This window comes from Burkholderia dolosa, assembly GCF_902499135.1.
Classification (GTDB): domain Bacteria; phylum Pseudomonadota; class Gammaproteobacteria; order Burkholderiales; family Burkholderiaceae; genus Burkholderia; species Burkholderia dolosa.
Window position 1 is genome coordinate 18,266 of sequence record NZ_CABVPR010000059.1, and the last position, 18,718, is coordinate 36,983.

The 18,718-nt window shown below is 62.6% G+C and carries 17 protein-coding genes and 2 pseudogenes; 11 read left to right on the forward strand and 8 right to left on the reverse strand.

Annotated elements, in window-relative coordinates:
- Nucleotides 1–865: 865 nt before the first annotated feature.
- The 6 genes and pseudogenes from BUB20358_RS28475 to BUB20358_RS22130 form a co-directional block, all read left to right on the forward strand.
- Nucleotides 866–1,273 (forward strand): annotated as a pseudogene (locus BUB20358_RS28475) (aspartate-alanine antiporter-like transporter); the annotation flags it as partial.
- 835 nt (nucleotides 1,274–2,108) lie between these two features.
- Nucleotides 2,109–2,489 (forward strand): aspartate-alanine antiporter-like transporter, encoded by a 381-nt coding sequence (locus BUB20358_RS28490; protein ID WP_254593973.1) that lies wholly within the window; start codon nucleotides 2,109–2,111, stop codon nucleotides 2,487–2,489.
- Between the two features lie 36 nt (nucleotides 2,490–2,525).
- Complete coding sequence (gene aspT / locus BUB20358_RS22115; RefSeq protein ID WP_006767405.1) at nucleotides 2,526–4,211, forward strand: aspartate-alanine antiporter; 1,686 nt, start codon at nucleotides 2,526–2,528, stop codon at nucleotides 4,209–4,211.
- A 72-nt stretch (nucleotides 4,212–4,283) separates the two neighbouring features.
- Nucleotides 4,284–5,924 (forward strand): bifunctional aspartate transaminase/aspartate 4-decarboxylase, encoded by a 1,641-nt coding sequence (locus tag BUB20358_RS22120; RefSeq protein WP_006767406.1) that lies wholly within the window; start codon nucleotides 4,284–4,286, stop codon nucleotides 5,922–5,924.
- Between the two features lie 658 nt (nucleotides 5,925–6,582).
- The gene (locus BUB20358_RS22125) at nucleotides 6,583–7,728 is read left to right on the forward strand and encodes a porin (RefSeq protein ID WP_006767407.1); all 1,146 of its coding nucleotides are present in this window, start codon (nucleotides 6,583–6,585) and stop codon (nucleotides 7,726–7,728) included.
- Nucleotides 7,729–8,081: 353 nt separating this feature from the next.
- Complete coding sequence (locus tag BUB20358_RS22130) at nucleotides 8,082–8,339, forward strand: hypothetical protein (protein ID WP_123806769.1); 258 nt, start codon at nucleotides 8,082–8,084, stop codon at nucleotides 8,337–8,339.
- 312 nt (nucleotides 8,340–8,651) lie between these two features.
- On the opposite strand, the gene BUB20358_RS22135 is transcribed toward BUB20358_RS22130, so the two are convergent.
- Nucleotides 8,652–8,807 (reverse strand): hypothetical protein, encoded by a 156-nt coding sequence (locus tag BUB20358_RS22135; protein WP_158380458.1) that lies wholly within the window; start codon nucleotides 8,805–8,807, stop codon nucleotides 8,652–8,654.
- A gap of 107 nt (nucleotides 8,808–8,914) precedes the next feature.
- Between BUB20358_RS22135 and BUB20358_RS22140 the strand changes: the two genes are divergently transcribed.
- From BUB20358_RS22140 to BUB20358_RS22155, 4 genes are all read left to right on the forward strand, one after another.
- On the forward strand, nucleotides 8,915–9,307 hold the full coding sequence (locus tag BUB20358_RS22140) for a hypothetical protein (protein WP_123806768.1): 393 nt from the start codon (nucleotides 8,915–8,917) through the stop codon (nucleotides 9,305–9,307).
- A 571-nt stretch (nucleotides 9,308–9,878) separates the two neighbouring features.
- The gene (locus BUB20358_RS22145; RefSeq protein ID WP_006767408.1) at nucleotides 9,879–11,912 is read left to right on the forward strand and encodes a ribonucleoside triphosphate reductase; all 2,034 of its coding nucleotides are present in this window, start codon (nucleotides 9,879–9,881) and stop codon (nucleotides 11,910–11,912) included.
- Nucleotides 11,913–11,962: 50 nt separating this feature from the next.
- Nucleotides 11,963–12,151: an anaerobic ribonucleoside-triphosphate reductase gene (gene nrdD, locus BUB20358_RS22150; RefSeq protein ID WP_045552342.1), complete on the forward strand. Its 189-nt coding sequence runs from the start codon at nucleotides 11,963–11,965 to the stop codon at nucleotides 12,149–12,151.
- A gap of 2 nt (nucleotides 12,152–12,153) precedes the next feature.
- Nucleotides 12,154–12,876, forward strand: a complete 723-nt coding sequence (locus BUB20358_RS22155) for an anaerobic ribonucleoside-triphosphate reductase activating protein (RefSeq protein WP_006767409.1) — start codon at nucleotides 12,154–12,156, stop codon at nucleotides 12,874–12,876.
- 186 nt (nucleotides 12,877–13,062) lie between these two features.
- Here the strand turns inward: BUB20358_RS22155 and BUB20358_RS22160 are convergent.
- The 3 genes and pseudogenes from BUB20358_RS22160 to BUB20358_RS22170 form a co-directional block, all read right to left on the reverse strand.
- Nucleotides 13,063–14,163: pseudogene (locus tag BUB20358_RS22160) on the reverse strand (IS3 family transposase).
- Between the two features lie 62 nt (nucleotides 14,164–14,225).
- A complete protein-coding gene (locus BUB20358_RS22165) occupies nucleotides 14,226–14,762 on the reverse strand; it encodes an Arm DNA-binding domain-containing protein (RefSeq protein ID WP_223297001.1) in 537 nt (178 codons plus the stop codon).
- 180 nt (nucleotides 14,763–14,942) lie between these two features.
- Nucleotides 14,943–15,194, reverse strand: coding sequence for a hypothetical protein (locus tag BUB20358_RS22170; RefSeq protein ID WP_035975897.1), 252 nt, complete (start codon nucleotides 15,192–15,194; stop codon nucleotides 14,943–14,945).
- A gap of 119 nt (nucleotides 15,195–15,313) precedes the next feature.
- On the opposite strand from BUB20358_RS22170, the gene BUB20358_RS22175 reads away from it, so the two are divergent.
- On the forward strand, nucleotides 15,314–16,564 hold the full coding sequence (locus tag BUB20358_RS22175) for a phosphatidylserine decarboxylase family protein (protein ID WP_006767412.1): 1,251 nt from the start codon (nucleotides 15,314–15,316) through the stop codon (nucleotides 16,562–16,564).
- A 52-nt stretch (nucleotides 16,565–16,616) separates the two neighbouring features.
- Here the strand turns inward: BUB20358_RS22175 and BUB20358_RS22180 are convergent, their stop codons facing one another.
- The 4 genes from BUB20358_RS22180 to BUB20358_RS22195 all read right to left on the reverse strand — a co-directional run bounded on the left by BUB20358_RS22180 (nucleotide 16,617) and on the right by BUB20358_RS22195 (nucleotide 18,544).
- On the reverse strand, nucleotides 16,617–16,841 hold the full coding sequence (locus BUB20358_RS22180) for a hypothetical protein (protein ID WP_035976235.1): 225 nt from the start codon (nucleotides 16,839–16,841) through the stop codon (nucleotides 16,617–16,619).
- Nucleotides 16,842–17,098: 257 nt separating this feature from the next.
- A complete protein-coding gene (locus BUB20358_RS22185; RefSeq protein ID WP_006767414.1) occupies nucleotides 17,099–17,440 on the reverse strand; it encodes a DUF1488 family protein in 342 nt (113 codons plus the stop codon).
- 4 nt (nucleotides 17,441–17,444) lie between these two features.
- Complete coding sequence (locus tag BUB20358_RS22190; RefSeq protein WP_035975900.1) at nucleotides 17,445–17,993, reverse strand: type 1 glutamine amidotransferase domain-containing protein; 549 nt, start codon at nucleotides 17,991–17,993, stop codon at nucleotides 17,445–17,447.
- A gap of 188 nt (nucleotides 17,994–18,181) precedes the next feature.
- Complete coding sequence (locus BUB20358_RS22195) at nucleotides 18,182–18,544, reverse strand: DUF3022 domain-containing protein (RefSeq protein ID WP_006767416.1); 363 nt, start codon at nucleotides 18,542–18,544, stop codon at nucleotides 18,182–18,184.
- Nucleotides 18,545–18,718 lie beyond the last annotated feature (174 nt).

Below are 18,718 nucleotides of genomic sequence, written 5' to 3' on the forward strand. Positions count from 1 at the left end.
CGCATGCGTCGGCATCAGCTCTCGACCAGCCTAATCGCCGGATGTCACGCGCTACTTGATCCGTCGCAAGCTGCAACACGACTGTCATTCATCACGCATCGATCGATATAAATCGAACGCATTCACGCAGTTCGTCGGACGGTCGCGTCAGGCTTCTGCTCCGACCGTTCGCGCGCTCTATATGCGACGGAGTCGCAAAGTCGCCGTACCGTGCATCCGCGCACAGCGAATGCACCGCCCAATTCGCTCGCTTCTTTCGATCCGCTTTCATTTCACGCCAAGATTGATTTCCGTCACGGATTTTCTCGTTAAATTCAGCGCTCCGGTCTGTAGACCTTATAGTTTATCTACATCAACTATTTATATATAACGACCATGCCTGATTTCGGTCGATTCATGTCGACATATCGATCGATTGCGATGTCGGGGCCGGCGAAACGGGTCCGCTGCGCGTACCGGCGACACTCGTCTCAGCAGTTCGCAATGCCGTTCACGCGAGTTCAGCAATCGAGAACGTCCGCTTCGTCGGCCGACGACATGTCGTGCGTGAAGCCGGCCTCGAACCGATACGCATGTCCGGGAAAAACCCGCAGAAACGCCGAGGACCGACACCGAAAAGCCATTTCGGCGGGAAACCGTTGCGCGTGCAGAAGCAGTCTGCACCCACAATCCGCTCACGCGCGAGATGCGTCCGGCGCCCTCGGCCGTATTGCGGGCATTCGGGAGCCGATCGGTTTTCGTACGGATGCATCGAACGCCGTCGTCGCATCGCACATGATGGGCACACAATCGACGATCGAGGTCCACCATGATTGAATTCGCGCTCGGTCGCCAGACGGAAATTTCGCTGTTCGCGTGCATTGCCATGGGCTATCTGATCGGCCGCGTCCGCATCGGTCCCATTTCGCCAGGCAATGTGTGCGGCACATTGATCGCCGCGTTGGCGATTGGGCAGACCGGTGTCCGTGTCGACCCGGATCTGCGCAACATCGCGTTTTCACTGTTCCTCTTCGCGCTTGGCTTCGCCGGCGGACCGCAGTTCTTCACGAGTATCGGGCGCGGCTGGCGTTACAGCGTACTGTCGCTGATCGAGGTGGTCTCGGCCGTGATCGTCGCCTCCTGCGCGGTCATCATGCTCCGTCTCGACCCCGGCACTGCAGCGGGATTGTTTGCCGGCGCAGCGGCCGAATCCGCAGTCATCGGAACGGCATCCGACGCAGTTTCCAAGCTCGGCCTCGCCGCCGCAGACGTCAGCCGGCTTCAGGCGAATATCGCGACCGCATACAGCATCTGCTATCTGTTCGGCCTGGTGACGATCGTCCTGTTCACCAACCAGCTTGCGCCGCTTCTGCTCCGCATCGATCTGAAACCGGAAGCTGGCCGCGTCTGGAACAAGTTGGTCGGTTCAAACGAGATAAGCGAGCACGAACCGGCGGGGCTTCCGCCCGTCGTCGGCCGCGCCGTCACCGGCGGCGCAGGCGCCCTCTGTTCGATCGACCGCATCGAACAACGATTTCGCGGCGGATTGGCCATCGAGCACGTTCTGCGCTCCGGAGAACGTATCGACGCAGATCCCGACCTTACGCTTCAGCGCGGCGACGTTGCGCTGATCACGGGGCGACGCGATGCCGTTGTCGCCGCGCTACCGTGCATTGGAGACGAGATCGACGGCAAAGACGCGTTCGGCATGCTGACGGCGAAGCGCACCGACGTGGTGGTGCGACGTGATCTGGACGGATTCGCGTTGCTGGATCTGTATGCGCTCGTGCCGTCGAAAGTCGCGCGCGGTCTGCTTGTCGTAAGCCTGTCGCGCAACGGGGCGAGCATTCCCGTCCACGTCGAAACGGTATTGCGTTGCGGCGACCTGCTGACAGTCACCGGATCGCCGTACGCGATCGAGCATCACGCGAAACATCTGGGCAACGTCGTCCTCGCGACGCACCGCACCGACATCGGCTGCTGGCACTCGGGGTGTTGGCCGGCATGGCGCTCGGCCACATCGCCGTTCACGCCGGCACCATGTCGATCTCTGTCGGTACCGGCGGCGGCTGCCTGCTGTCCGGGCTGCTGTTCGGTTGGCTCCGCACGCGCCATCGGCTGTCGGCCAGTTGCCTTCGGCCGCCGCGGAGTTTCTGAAGGACTTCGGGCTCGCTGCGTTCGTCGCCGAGACCGGCATGTCCGCAGGGCCGGACGCGCTGCATCTCGTCCGATCTTACGGCGTTGCGCTGCCCATCGCGGGCGTTCTGATGGTGCTCGTTCCGGGCGTGCTTTCGCTGTGGATCGGCACGACGGTGCTGAAACTCGAAGCACCGATGCAGCGTGGCGGCATTGCCGGACAGCAATGCAGCACGCCGGCGATCAGCACCCTCATCGGCATCGCGGGCAATTCGGCGGCCCTGATCGGCTACACGATCACCTACGCGATATCGAACGTCCTTCTGCCGCTGGCGGGGCCCGTGATGGTCGCACTGGCAGCAAGGGTCGGTTGACAGCCCGCCCATCACTCCCTTGATATCGAGGAAAAAATGAACTGGATACATCACGTCTTTCAGGAATCGCCGGAGATCGCCTTTTTCGCGTCTCTCGCAATCGGTTACTACATCGGCCAAATCAAGTTCGGCAAGTTTCAGTTGGGCGGTGTCGGCGGATCGCTGATCGCCGCAGTCGTGATCAGCCAGATCGGCGTGAATGTGGACAACGGCGTCAAGGCAGTCCTGTTCGCGGTCTTCATCTATGCGGTCGGCTACGAGTCCGGACCGGACTTTTTCCACTCGCTGAACAGAAAGACCCTGAAAGAGATCGCGATGGCGCTGTTTCTCGCGATCTCGGCGCTGATCACCGTACTGATCTGCGCGAAGCTCTTTCATCTCAACAAGGGGCTAGCCGCTGGCCTCGCCGGCGGCGCACTGACGCAGTCGGCCGTGATCGGCACCGCCGGTGACACCATCGCCCGCCTCGGCTTGCCCCCCGATCACGTCAAGGCGCTTCAGGCCGATGTCGCGATCGCGTACGCCGTCACTTACGTGTTTGGAGCAGTCGGCGCAATTATCGTCTGCGTGAACATCCTGCCGAAATTCATGGGACGCGATCTCAAGGACGCGTCGCTCGACGTCGAACGCGAACTGTCCGGCGGACAACCGGCATTCGGCCCCGGCCAGCTTCCTGCACTCCCCGATCTGGTAAGCCGCGCGTTTTGCGTCGAAGGCGCTGCCGGTCAGACAGTCAACGATATCGAGCTTGCTCATCACGATCTCGTGACGATCGAGTCCATTCGCCGCGACGGGCAAGCTATCGCGCCGTCCCCCGACGTGGTGCTGAAGACCAACGACATCGTGGTGCTGATCGGCCACCGCGAAGGGATGATCGCGGCAGCAAAGACCATGGGCCCCGAACTGCCCGCATGCGAAGGCATCGGTCTCGTGATGCAGACGCGCCAGGCGGTGTTCTCGCGCCGCGACATGGAGCGCACGACGCTCGGCGAAGTACGCGGGCGCATCGATCGCGACGTTCGCCACGGCGTCTACGTCGAAAGCGCGACGCGCGCGAATCATCCGCTTCCGCTGCTCGCCGATACGGAGCTGCAGCACGGCGACATCATCACGTTCTACGGCTCGCCGAGCGACACGAAGCGGGCGGCTGCCGCAGCGGGCAAGGAACTGCCGTACACACTCAAGACTGACTTCGTCTACATGAGCATTGGGATCGTTATCGGCCTTCTGATCGGCCTCGTGGTCGTACGCGTCTCTGGCATTCCGCTGACGCTCGGTTCCGGAGGCGGCTGTCTGCTCGCCGGACTCGTATTCGGCTGGATGCGCGCGAAGCGTCCGTCGTACGGGGTGATGCCGCAACCGGCATCGCAACTGCTGAAGGATTTCGGGCTCGCCGGATTCGTCACCGTAGTGGGTCTCGACTCCGGGCTGCAGGCGGTCGTCACGATCAAGCAGAGCGGCGTCACGATCTTCCTGCTCGGGATCGTCGTCACGCTCGTCCCGATGCTGCTGACAATGCTGTTCGGCCGCTACGTGCTTCGCTACAACAACGCGGCAGTGCTCGCCGGTGCTTTGGCCGGATCCCGCAGTGCGAATCCTGCATTCGGCGGCGTACTCGACCGGGCGGAAAGCTCGGTCCCGACCGTGCCGTTCGCGATTACCTATGCGCTTGCCAATGTTTTGCTGACGTTGCTCGGCCCGCTCGTCGTCGGCCTCGTCTGATGCCTTCCGTCCAAGTTGCACATCACCACATACGCAGCCCCGTGGGCTGCATTTTCCTAACGGAGAACGCAAATGAAAGCGCTGAACCAGCACGACGAACTCGCGGCACTCAGTCCGTTCGAACTGAAAGACGAATTGATCAAGGCGGCCTGCGGCAGCATCCCTGTCCGTCCGATCGATACGGCAATGCTGAACGCCGGCCGCGGCAACCCGAACTTCCTGGCCACCATGCCGCGTCATGGCTTCTGGCAACTCGGACTATTCGCGATGCGCGAGTCGGAACGCACGCTCGCCTACCTTCCCGAAGGGCTCGGCGGTTTTCCCGAGCGGGAGGGACTCGTCGAGCGGTTCGACCAGTTTCTTCACGAACGCGAAGGAACGAAGGGCATCGATTTTCTGCGCCGTGCGCTGTCGTACGTCCGTGACCAACTCGGACTGTCGGCGACGGACTTCCTCTACGAGATGTGCGAAGGCATCCTCGGCGCGAACTATCCGGTTCCGGACCGAATGCTAAAGCAGTCGGAGACCATCGTTGGTCAGTATCTGCGGCAGGAGATGATCGGCAAGTATCCGTTCGTCGGCAAATTCAACGTGTTCGCCACGGAAGGCGGCACCGCGGCGATGACGTACATCTTCAATACGATGCGCGAGAATCATCTGATCAAGCCCGGCGACACAATTGCGCTCGGCATGCCGATCTTCACGCCGTATATCGAGATTCCGAAACTCAACGACTATCAGCTCGATATCGTGCACGTGAACGCGACCGTCGAAAGCAATTGGCAATACTCGAAGAGAGAGCTCGACAAGCTGCGGAATCCGAAGATCAAGGCGTTCTTTCTCGTCAATCCAAGCAATCCGCCGTCGGTCCGGCTCGACGACGAAAGCCTCGCTCATCTCGCCGATCTCGTGCAGGAACGCCCTGACCTCATCCTGCTCACGGACGACGTCTACGGCACGTTCGCCGACAACTTCCTGTCGCTGTTCGCCCTTGCGCCGCGCAATACGATCCTCGTCTACTCGTATTCGAAGTACTTCGGCGCCACCGGCTGGCGGCTGGGTGCGATTGCCATGCATCACGACAACGTGCTCGACGAACGGATTGCCGAGTTGCCCGAAGAGCAGAAACACGAGCTGCGCAAGCGCTATGAATCGATTTCCATGGATCCCGACTCGCTCAAATTCATCGATCGTCTGGTCGCCGATAGCCGCACCGTCGCGCTGAATCACACTGCGGGCCTCAGTACGCCGCAGCAGGTTCAGATGGTTTTGTTCTCGCTCTTTGCGTTGATGGACACACCCGATGCGTACAAAAAGGCCGTAAAGCGGCTGATTCGCGGCCGCAAACGCGCGCTGTACGAGGACATCGGCATCTCGTACGACGACGCCGATCCCAACAAGGTCGACTACTACACGATTCTGGATCTCGAGTTCCTCGGGGAGCGCGCATTCGGACGCGAGTTCGTCGACTGGCTGCTGAAGCGGGTCGAACCGTCCGAACTGCTGTTTCGCCTGGCGCGGGAAGCTCATGTCGTGCTGCTGCCGGGACGCGGCTTCGGAACACCGCATCCGTCCGGGCGCGTCTCCCTCGCGAACTTGAACGAGTCCGATTATCGGAAGATCGGCCGAGCGGTGCGCAAGCTCGTCGACGAATATGTCGAGCAGTTCAACATGGAGACCGGCCGTCAGCAGGAAAAGGCCATCGCGAAGTAAGCGATGGCTCGCAATGCGGCATGCGCGCCGCTGCGCGGCCGGTTCGCGCGCGACGGCCGGGCGGACACCCTGTCGCTACGTCGTCCGTCGCGCGCGCCATGCGGCCGCCGCTGACCGTGTCGTCCAGCAACCGTTCTTGCACTGACGGGAACCCACACCATGCGTATCCGAAAAAATTCAATCCAAACACAGATCATCATTGCCGTGACGGTGGCCGTATTCGTTTACGTCGCAGGTTCATTGCTGGCCGGCGAATCGGAAACGGAGTCCGCACATCGTCTGCAGCACATGCGCCGTTTTCTCCACCCGGTCGCGCGATCGCACGATGCCGTTCGGGCAGGAACGCATGCGTTGCTGCCGCCCGTTCCCGTTTCCGTTCGCAATACCAGCGCATCGATACCTGGGCCACATGCACGATGAGCCGATATCCGTGCACGCACGTGAAAATGCTCCCGACCACTCGACAGACCCTATCGATGAAACATGATTGGAAGATCGATATCTGTTGCGCCTGGTCATGATCTCAGTCGGTGGTGCTTCTTAAACTAAATCGTCTCACTCGTCCGACGAAACGTGCGGCTCGCGCCGTCGCCACTTATGGCGCTCTCACGGCGACGGCTGCAAATCCGTGTTCATTACCCTGCCCGGAGGCTAGTCAATGAAAAAAACTCTGATCATCACCGCGCTGTGCAGCGGCGTCGTCACAGTCGCCCATGCGCAGAGCAGCGTAACGCTCTATGGCTTGATCGACGCAGGCGTCACATATACGAACAACCAGCATGGCCACAGTGCTTGGCAGCAGTCGAGCGGAGCGGACAATGGAGGCAGATGGGGACTCCGCGGTGCCGAGGATCTCGGCGACGGAATGAAAGCGCTGTTTGTCTTGGAGAGCGGCTTCAATATCAATAACGGCAGTACTGGGCAAAACGGCCGCATATTCGGCCGTCAGGCGTTCGTCGGCCTGTCGCATAACGAGTACGGATCGCTCACCGTCGGCAGGCAGTACGATAGCGTCGTCGATTACCTCGGGCCGCTTTCGCTGACGGGCGGCCAGTATGGCGGGACACAGTTTGCCCACCCGTTCGATAACGACAACTTGAACGACTCGTTCCGTATCAGCAACGCGGTCAAGTATCAGAGCGTCGACTACAACGGCCTGAAACTTGGCGCACTCTATGCGTTTTCGAACTCGACGAGCTTCTCGAACAACCGAGCGTACAGTGTCGGCGTGTCTTACAGTTACCAGGGTCTCCATGCGGCTGCCGCGTATCTTCAGGTCAACAACGACGTGAACGCGCTGTCGCTCGACGCGACCGACGCGGGTGCAGTTGCGGGTGACTGGACCTTCGCGGCCGGCCGTCAACGCGTATGGGGCACCGGCCTGAACTACACTTACGGTCCCGCGACTGCCGGATTCGTGTTTACGCAAACCAGCCTGAACGACAGCCGCGCAATCAGTGCGGGCCAGTCGGGCGTTGCCGGTGGTATTACCGGTCTGTCGGGCACTACGCGCTTCAACAACTATGAAGTCAACGCGCGCTATGCGGTGACGCCCGCAATTTCGCTGGCCGGCTCCTATACCTATACCGACGGTCACCTCGCCGGACAAAACCCGAGCTGGAACCAGTTCAACGTGCAAGCGGCCTATGCATTGTCGCAGCGGACCGAGCTGTACGTGCAGGGAGAATTCCAGAAGGTCAACGCCAACGGCCTCGATCTCGGCGCGGACATCATCGGCGTCGGCTCGGCGTCGTCCAGCAACAAGCAAGTCGCCGTCACGGCCGGCATGCGCCACGTGTTCTGACCTCGAATCACGGAGCGCTACGGTCGCGCTCCGGTCGCTATCCGTCGGCCCGCGCCTCCGGATCGCACCCAGTCTTCCGATACCGCAACGATTCGACGCGCACATGGAAAGCCACGAATCGACGTTTGCTCGATGCGGCCGCCCCTTGCGCGTGATCGAGCAGTCCGGACGGCCGATCCGAAACCCGTCGCGATGGCGGCGTGTCGTCTGAGCCGCGCCGCGATACCGTCGCTTCCGGCAGACGTCCCTGGCTTACCGATAAGCCCGTTACCGAACCGGTTGTCGTTCCGGCATTTTCGTGCGGCCGTTTCTCCATCGAATCGACCACCCGTCTACATACTGTCCAAGCCCCCATGACAGTACAGTCAACACACGATATCGGCACAGAACTCGCACACGCAGTGGCGCTCGCCGCTGCGTTATTCATTGCCGCCCTTTCTCATCCGCGTGGAGCCCGATTACTCGACGACTTTGAGAAGAGACTCATAGATACACCGATCTGGAATCTCGGCGCGTCATCGACGTCGCCGTTGATCGTTGCACGGTATCGTCATGAATTGCGCAGCATTTTTCGGCGCGCCCGCACCGGTGCCGGCTTCAAGCATGATTGAGCGGCCGCGACTGTCGTCGGAGTCGCGCGCGTCGCATGCATTTCGATTGCGACCGCAAGAAACCGCGAAGCCGTTCTTGTCGTCATCCATCTCGACGTTACGGTTGACAACCGACGCCTACGCGCGTCCAACGCACCACGATCACGTCCTCCGTCGCCACGTTTGAGGGCCCGCGATGCCGCTCGGCACTTCGCGGAGCCCATCGTCTTCTTCCCGAATTCGTTCGCAAAATCGACGTGCATCGACCTTATTTCGACCCGACATCTTGCACCGTTCGGCCGCAACTGAACAAGTCGGCCAAGGCGGGCCGCTTTACGCGCGTTCCTTCTCGGATACCCGCAATCCGGAATCGGCGAGTCGGTGATATAGCGACGACCATGCCGCTCTCTCGAGCTCCATCAGGTAGTCGACGATCAGCGTCGTATGGCGCTGCGAAACGAGCAGCGGTATGCCCAACTTGTTCGCCACATCGTCGCTCTGAATCTCTTCGCCGAAGTGTCGAGATATCACTGCAATGCGAAAGCGATCGACAGGCAATACGACCGTCAGCTTCTCCGCGACATGCATCGATAGCCATGAGACTGCGTCACGATGAGCGGCATTCGGCCGCCAGCCTCGGCAGCACGGACTGCCACAGTGACACGGGTCTCGGATCGCGAGCAGCGCGCGACAAGCACGCGCATCTGCGCGTCCTCCAACGCTCGCACCGCATCCATCGCCCGGTCCTGCCGCAGCGCGCTTGCTCCGTCTACGCGACCGGCATTCGCCCCGTTCATCGTGCGAAGGATGAGCAGCGCGATTTCGTGCATCGAAATGCGTCGCCCATCGCCGACGCACATATCCGTAACGTCACCGCAAGAAGCCGTGAACGCATCGTCACCCCAGTACACGCATACACTCATGATCAGCCTCCGGCATTCAATCGATCAGCCATCGTTTCGATGGAAATTGGTTTGCATCGCAGTTGAAGCGCGTTTCCCGAAGCGAACCCACGTTTGTCGACGACATCGGATCAAGCTCGGTGGGGCTCGCCGGTGCGCTTCGGCGCACACCATCGCAACTTCACGTTCCCGCTTGAGAAAGTCCAGGGTTCGCCGTTCGGAATCCGATATCGGTCGCGATGCCCTATCGGCCATCGCCGCCTTCACGTGAATTACGCAAAATGCGTCACGGGCATCTTGGACGCAAATCGGACCGACGCTCAATGCGACGCGTCATCGCCACTACTTTCGCATCTTCCCGCCCGAAATCGCTTACGCGTCGCGTATCAGGTTGATTGTCCTCAATCAGCCTATCGATCGAATCCGACGACACCGCCTTCGGCAAGCGAAAGATCAATGTATCGCGTGACACGGGGCTTGTCGCGGCATGTCGATCGCCGCTTTCTGTATCGAAAAGCGCCGTGCCCGAGGCGACATGGCTGCCGCATTTCTTCGAGCCGGATGACGTTGGACAACTCCGCCGTTCGTTCCGGCTTTCGACATTCGTCCACGCAACATATAGTTGGATTCACCGATTCTCAACACCAGATATTGACCAATGACGATGCCGACCGAGCCCTCCCATGTATGCAAGCGCGACGGTCGCGGGATGCCTTTCGATCTCGCCGGGCTGACACGCGCGATCGCAGCGGCGGCTCGCGCTACGCGCGAATTCGACGACGATGAAGCAGCGGCACTCGCAGCGCAGGTAGCGTCAAGTCTGGCGCAAGCAGCGCTTGCCGGTACGGATTCTTCAAGGACCCGTGCCTTTTTCGAGCAAGAGCTGCTTGCCAACGATTGCATCGAAACGGTGCGACCTTATCTCGTACCGCGCGACGACGCGGCTGTGGCCGAACGGCGCGTCGCGATCGACGTCGCCACCACGATCGACGAGTATCTGAATCGCTCGGACTGGCGAGTCAATGCGAACGCGAATCAGGACTGGAGTCTCGGCGGCTTGATTTTGAATACGAGCGGAAAAGTCGTGGCCAACTACTGGCTCGACTGCATATACCCGCCAGAGATCAGCAACGCGCACCGCTCGGGTTCGCTTCATATTCACGATCTGGACATGCTGTGCGGGTACTGCGCAGGCTGGTCGCTACGGCAGCTTTTGCATGAAGGCTTCAACGGAGTGCCGGGAAAGGTGGAATCCGCTCCACCCAGGCACCTGTCCTCGGCGATCGGTCAGATTGTGAACTTCCTCGGTACGCTACAGAATGAATGGGCCGGCGCACAGGCATTTTCATCGTTCGATACCTACATGGCGCCGTTCGTCCGCGCCGACCGGCTCGATTTCGCGCAGACCAAGCAATGCATTCAGGAACTGGTCTACAACCTCAACGTACCCAGTCGCTGGGGCACACAAACGCCGTTCACGAATCTGACGTTCGACTGGATCTGCCCCGATGACCTCCGCGATCAGGTTCCGTACGTCGGCGGCCGTGAGATGCCGTTCGCCTACGGTGACCTGGAGAATGAAATGGCGATGATCAATCGAGCGTATCTGGAGGTGATGACGGCCGGCGACGCGAACGGCCGCGTGTTCACGTTCCCGATCCCCACTTACAACATTACCGCGAACTTCGACTGGGATCATCCGAATGCGACGCTGCTGTTCGAATTGACCGCACGATACGGAGTGCCGTACTTCCAGAACTTCGTCAACAGCGAACTGCGACCGCACGATGTGCGTTCCATGTGCTGCCGACTGCGGCTGGACATGCGCGAACTCTACAGACGAGGCAACGGTTTGTTCGGATCCGCCGAGCAGACCGGCAGCATCGGAGTCGTCACGCTGAATTGCGCGCGCGTCGGCTACGAGTGCTGTCACGACGAAGCGCGGCTGTTTTCACGCATCGACGCACTGCTGGAACTCGGGCGGCAAAGCCTGGAGATCAAGCGGAACCTGGTTCAACGCCTGATCGACGCCGGGCTGTATCCGTATACGCGTCGCTATCTCGGCACGCTCCACAATCACTTCAGCACGCTGGGCCTGAACGGCGTCAACGAGATGATCCGCAACTTCACCGGCGATCGCGACGATATCACGACGGAGGCCGGCCACCGACTGGCCGAGCGTCTGCTCGACCAGGTTCGCGACAGGATCGCGCGCTTCCAGGAAGAAACAGGACACCTGTACAACCTCGAAGCGACACCGGCCGAAGGCGCAACGTATCGATTCGCGAAGGAGGACCTGCGCCGCTATCCGGACATCGTTCATGCTGGCACGCGCGAGAAACCGTACTACACGAACTCCACGCAGTTGCCGGTCGGCTTCACGGACGATCCGTTCGACGCCCTTTCCCGCCAGGAATCGCTGCAGGCGCGATACACCGGCGGCACGGTCCTCCATCTGTACATGAACGAAGCCGTCTCGTCGGTCGACGCGTGCCGGACGCTCGTGCGGCGCGCGTTGACCCGCTTTCGCGTGCCTTACATTACCGTGTCGCCAACGTTTTCGATCTGCCCGAGGCATGGCTACCTGAGCGGCAAGCACGAATTCTGCCCGAAGTGCGACGCGGAACTGCTGGCCGAAAAACTCGCGTCGTCGGGCGCCCATCGACCCGGCGACGATTGCCGGCTCCGCTGACGGCGTCACGCAACGATTCGCTCACGCAACCACTCTGGAGGATTACACACATGCTCGCTCGTCCCGACACGACTCAACAACCCGCCGAACGTGTACAGGCCACATCGCTGCCCGATCACGAACGCACCCGCTGCGAAATCTGGACGCGTGTGATGGGCTATCACCGTCCGGTGTCGTCCTTCAACATCGGCAAACAGGGGGAATTTGCCGAACGGGTGTTCTTCGTGGAGCCGCGCTGACAATGGACACCGGCCGATCGCACGCGCCGAAGCTCGGTGGCGTCGTTCCGTTTTCATCATGCGACTACCCTGGTCGACTGGCATGCGTCGTGTTCGTGTCAGGATGTCCGTGGCATTGCCACTATTGTCACAACCCGCATCTACGCATGCGAAACCGATGCGCCGATCCGGCCAAATGGGACGCTATCTTGGCATGGCTTGGCACCCGCGCGGGACTGCTCGACGCTGTCGTGTTTTGCGGGGGCGAGCCGCTCGTAGAACGGCATCTCCCGGGCATGATGGCGCAGGCCAGAGCGCTTGGCTTCTCCATCGCCCTTCACACGGGCGGTGCGTATCCCGATCGCCTGTCGCAATGCCTGCCGTTGATCGAGTGGATCGGTTTCGACGTCAAGGCGCCATTCGCCCAATACGACCGTATCACGCAGATCACCGGCAGCGGCATGGCAGCACAACGCTCGCTGGATCTCATTCTCGCGAGCAGCGTTACGTTCGAATGCAGAACCACGATTCATCCTGCGCTGCTCGACGATGGCGATCTGATAGGTATGGCTCGAGCGTTGGCCGATCGCGGCATATCGGAACTCGTACTCCAGCCGTTTCGCCGCGAGGGGTGCGTCTCCGACCGCCTTCTCGGCATGCCAGTGGCCGCCGACTATCCGGGGAATACGTTACTGTACCGGCTGCGCCAAATCCTGCGCAGCGTGGAAGTGCGTCGTCACAGGTGACGTAATACCGATTTAGCAGTCGACTATGACCAACCCGAGCGCTCGACGATTGCACCGAAGCCCTTCCGGAACTCGGTCAGCGTGGTGCCCGTCTCACGTGCACGCACTAGCGCGTCCTTGATATCTTTCATCACGTCGAGCGGTGCACCTCCGATCTTGTGACCTGCGGCGGAATTCTGTGACCAATCAGGCAGTGAGTCTCGCGTCGATATTATCGGAATCCAGCCACGCTCGACGGATCGTGGCCGGAGGTTGGTAGCGATGAGCGCTGTGAGGCCGGCGCTCGTTATAGAACTGCCGCCAGCGTTCGATCAGCACCTTGGCCTCGGCGCGGCTGCGGGAACCATTCGCGGTTTAGCAATTCGTCTCGCAGTTTGCCGTTGAAGTTTTCGACGAATCCGTTTTGCCATGGACTGCCAGGCGCAATGAAGGCCGGACCGATTGCAGCGTCCCGCAGCCAGCGCATGACCTTGGCAGCGGTAAATTCTGCGCCGTTGTCCGACCGAACAAACGGGGGCTTGCCGTACAGCCGCATGAGTCGCGATAGCGTCAAGATCACGTCCTGCGACCGCAGGCTGGCGCCAACCTCGATCGCCAAGCATTCGCGGGTGTATTCATCGATCACGCATAGCATCTTCAACGCCCGGCCATCCACCAGTTGATCGTGCACGAAGTCATAGCTGCAGACCGAATTGGGCTGTGTGGCACCGGGCAGGCGTATGTCGTCGCCGCAACGACGTCGGCGAGGACGTCGGCGCGCAATGTTGAGCTGCAGGGCCCGCCACATTCGCCGCACGCGCGATTCGCTCAACGCCAGCCAGGCCGACATCCGGCGATAGCCGAAGCGCGGCACCTCTTGCGCGGCCGCCATCAGCCTCTCGCCCATACTCCGATCCTTCTCCGGTTGCTTGAGCGTATAGGTCGCCACTGGGCGGCTCAATCCCAAGTAGCGACATGCCTTGCGTTGCGAGAGCCCCCGCCGAGTCAGGACTTCCAGCGCCTCGCGCCGGCCCGTCGGGGTGGTCATTTTTTTCGGCTGAACTCCTTCAGGCCGTCGCTTACCAGCATCTGCTCGGCGATCAGGCGCTCGAGCCGATCGTTCTCCGATTCCAGTTCCTTGAGCCGGCGCGCGTCCGCCACGTCCATGCCGCCGAACTTGCTGCGCCAACGATAGAACGTCTGTTCCGAAATGTTGTGCCGCTTACATAGATCCTTCACCGGCTTATCCCGGCTCTCGGCCTCGCGCAAGATCCGGATGACCTGCTCGTCGGTAAATCGCTTCTTCATCGAGTTCTCCTTGCCTCTAGGATAAAAGAGAACTCACTTGACCAATGGCCACAAGAAACGTCTCAGGCCACCCAGTCGTCCATCATAAGTCGTCGGCGCTCAAGCTGACCGCGCCGCCGGTAAGCGGCTACCGTCTGCGACTCAATAACGTGACGCGACATGCGTCTCAACAGAGTCAGCATCGCCATGTTCGACAACGGGCGACTCAGCGTGTTATCCCATTGCTGAACATGCTTTCGATTTCGCCACTCCGGCTCGCGCGCGCGGATGAACACTTCGGCGGCTTCGCGGAAAGTCACACTGGCGTCTACGGACACATCAAGCAGTTGCCGACGCCGTTGCTCGCGCCGCGCGAGAATAGGATCAGTCTGCTCCCTAACTATCTCACGGTACCCTGCGGCTAGTTTTCGTGCTTCGCCGAGCGAGACTCGCGAAAGCGGTCCGAGTCCCACTTCACGCATGCGCCCGTCAAGTTTGAATCGAAAGACCCACGAGCACGCACCGCTATTCGCGATTTGCATGTAAAGAAGGCCGCCGCCGTCGGCGTAGCGACCACGCGCCACTTCCTTTGCGACCCGCAACGCGCTGAGCCGATGCAACTGTCGTCCTGGCGGCTCCAAGACTTTCCGCTCTATCCGAAGGCCGCGCCGAGAGCCACGCGTGCGGCTGATCATCCGAGCGTGGCAAGGACTTGTCGATATGCGCATCGATCTCACCGGCAACGCTGCCTAGGCCGACCTGCCGCCGACAAGAGCCGACGCGCACCGACCGTCACATCCTCACGACCATTCCTCCGGCGGCATCGTGCCGCTGTCGTCTTCCCACATCGGCTCGCCGTCGTGCCCGTTGCCGCGCCGCGGCGCGGCCGTCGTCCTGCCGGCTCGATCCGGCGTACGGCGTCCATCGCGCGACGTCGCCGCGCGGATCCGCACGCGCGTCGGTGCGACCGTGCGCTGCGCGCTGCCGCGCCGCTCGTCGCTCGAAGCCGTGTCGTTCGTCCGCCGTTCGTTCGCCATTACGTTTGCATTCATCGTTGCTCCCTCCTTCCTGAGTCGTCGAAAACCTGTCGAGCCGTCGCAGCAATTCCGGTTCCGCGTGCGGGCAAGCGTCTTGCTATGGCTACGTATCGAATCGAGTCCCGGAGGCAAGAATGTCGAACGAACAGAACACGCCGTCCGCCACCCGCCGCCGTCTCGGCGGGTGGATGACCAGCGAGGAGTCGCACATGGCCGCGTTCCGCGAAAAAATCGCGGCCGAAGCGCGCGCGCATGCCGGCGAACGGCTGCGCACGCCGGCCGTGCAGGAACTCGCGCGGCTGTTCGACGACAACGCGGTGCTGCACATGGGCCTCGCGCGCGCGATCGACGAGGCGCTCGCGTCCGGCCGCCAGCTCGGCTACACATCGATCGGCGAGCTGATGGCGGTGATCGACCATCTGATGACGTACACGCCGCCGTTCAGCGAATCGAGCCTGATCGTCTGCCCGCTGAACGCGTTCCTCGACTGGCCGATGTGCATGCCGTCGGGCCGCGCGGTGTTCCGCGACGCGGCGGTCAACGCGCATCTGAAGCGCGTGCTCAACGTATGGTGCGAATTCCTCGGCGGGCCGCACTCGCGCGCGCACCTCGACACGTCGCCGCCGAACGGCTGGTTCTGCGAGGAAGCGCGCAAGCGGATCGGGATGTCGCAGTTCGAGTATCGCGAAGATCAGCCGCACTGGGGCTTCGACTCGTGGAACGACTTCTTCACGCGGCGCTTTCGTGCGGGCATGCGGCCGGTCGCGGCGCCGGACGATCCGCACGTGATCGTCAGCGCATGCGAGGCGTCGCCGTACAACGCGGAAACCAACGTGAAGCTGCGCGACAAGTTCTGGATCAAGCAGCAGCCGTATTCGCTGCGCGACATCTTCACGCCGGGGCGGATGTCGCTCGCGGAGCGCTTCGTCGGCGGCGATCTGTACCAGGCGTATCTGACCGCGTACAACTACCACCGGTGGCACGCGCCGGTGCGCGGCGTCGTCACGCATGCGTATCGCGTCGACGGCACGTACTACTCGGTTGCCGATGCGGAAGGCGTCGATCCATCGGGCCTCAACGATTCGCAAGGCTACATGACGGCGGTGGCCGCCCGCGCGATCGTCGCGATCTCGAGCGACGATCCGGGGATCGGCACCGTGGCCGCGGTGTTCGTCGGGATGGGCGACGTGTCGTCGTGCGTGATCGAGGTCGTGCCCGGTCAACGCGTCGACAAGGGCGATGAAATCGGCTATTTCCAGTACGGCGGATCGACGTACTGCCTGCTGTTCGAGCCGGGCGTGATCGACCGCTTCCTGTATGCGCCGCCGTTCGACGGCGAGCCGCCGGTCGTGCAGGTCAATGCGTCGGTCGCGATCGCGCGATGAGCGCGACAGGCGATAAGCGCCGCGCCGGCGCGACCGGCTCGTCGGCGACGCGTCACGCGTCGGTGCCGACGAACCCGCGGCCGTCGTGGCGTTGCACGCACTGCAGGATCGTCAGCCCGTCGGGCGTCAGCGCAGGCCGGCGCGCGCCCGACGCGTCGGCGCGCATCTCGATCAGGCGTTGCTCGACCAGCGCGACGACGTCGTCGCGATCGATCTGAATCTGCTCCGGTGCGCGGTGCACCAGGAACAATGCGGCAAGTTCATGGGCGGTCAGCATGCTCGTCTCCCCGTTGACGATATCGCGCGATGCAGCGACGGCATCGCGACGACGCGCGGCGAACGGTACGCCGCGAACGGATAGACATGCATGGACCATGCCAGGCAGCACAGCGCAACCGAGCCCCACGCTGCCGACGCAGCGCGATCCGCCCCCGCAGTGCGCGCGAGCGCCGCTGCAAAGTTTTCAACGGCGTGTAACGGCGCGTGCCGGCCCTTCGCCGCGCGGCGAAGCGTCTGACGAATCGCGCGCGGCGCTCAGGCGTCGCGTCGGCGCGCCAGTCCGGCCTTCACCGCTTCGGCGGCGGCGCTGCCCTGCGCGCGGAAGTAGCCGCTATGGAGCACGACCGCGCCCTGCCCGTCGGCCATCACGTCCGCGCACGCGGCTTCGATGCGCGCGCGCCCGCGCTCGAATGCGTCGCGCAAGTCGGCTTCGAGTGGAGAACGCGCGCCGAAATGATCCTCGAGCGCTTCGACGGTGATCGCGCAGCTTTCACGCCGACCGTCGACGTCGACGAAAAAGCGCAGCTGCAGCGCCGCGCCGTCGAACTGCGGCGGCGCGTCGGCGAGCGTCACGCGGCGTACGGATTCGGTCGCCATCGCGTTACGCGTGCCGCGCGGCAAGGCATTCGACCAGCGCGCCGTTGAACGCCGGCAGATCGTCCGGCTTGCGGCTCGTGATCAGCTTGCCGTCGCGCACGACGGGCTCGTCGACCCACTTGCCGCCCGCATTGCGGATGTCGTCCTGCAGGCTCGGCCAGCTCGTCATCGTGCGCCCTTCGACGAGGCCCGCCGATACCAGCAGCCATCCGCCGTGGCAGATCGCGGCGATCGGCTTGCCGCCACCGACGGCCGCCGTCACGAACTCGCGCGCGGCCGGAATCATCCGGATCGCGTCGCCGTTGATGACGCCGCCCGGCAACACGACCGCGTCGTAGTCGCCTTCGCGCGCGTCGTCGAACGTACGATCGACCTTCACGCGCTGGCCCTTGTCGACGTGCCTGAATCCCTGGATCTCGCCGGGCTTCAGCGAAATCACGTCGACCTGCGCGCCGGCGTCGGCCAGCGCGCGCTGCGGCTCGACGAGTTCCGCTTCCTCGAAACCGTCGACCGCGAGGATCGCCACCTTGCAATGGTCCAGCTTGCCGCTCATGAATTACCTCCATCGTGATGCGGCACCCGATGTGCCGCGGGGTCCGTGCGCAATCCGCGTGCCGACGCGGCCGCGCGGCCGGCGTCGCGGCATCGCGGGTCGCGGGTTCGCGCCCTGCATGGGCGGCACGCGCTGCGCACGCGGATTGGAAAGATTTCAACGCACGTGTAAGCCGCCGGCGTACGCGCTCACTGCAGATGTCGGGCCGCGTCGAGCATCGCGTCGGTCAGCTCGACGGTCAGCGTCTGGTCCTCGTCGAGGTCCGGCAGCCGCTCGAGCATCTGCTGCACCGTCTCGTGCAGCAGCGCGTGCACGCGCATCCGCGCGCCGTCGTCGAGGTCCGCGTAGCGCTCCATCGTGTCGCAGTCGAGCGCGAGCACGACCGAATGCCGCGCGCTGTCCGGCGGCGCATCGGCCGCGGTGGCCCACGCCGCATGAAAGGTGATCCTGCCTGTCGCGACGTCGAGGTGAACCGTCGTATCGAGATCGTCGGTATCGACATCGCTGTCCGTGTCGTCGTCCTCGAGCCAGGTCCGGGAGTTCGAATGCATGATGTCCTCCTGCGTGGTGGCCGCGCGCGGGCCGCGCAGCCGCTGCCGTTACGGCGCGCCGGCATCGCCGACGCGCCGTCGTCGTCAATAACCGCTGGAACCGGCGCTGCCCGTGCCGCCCGCGCCGCCGCCGCCGGAACCGGTCGCGCCCGACGAGCGGCCGTTGCCGGCACC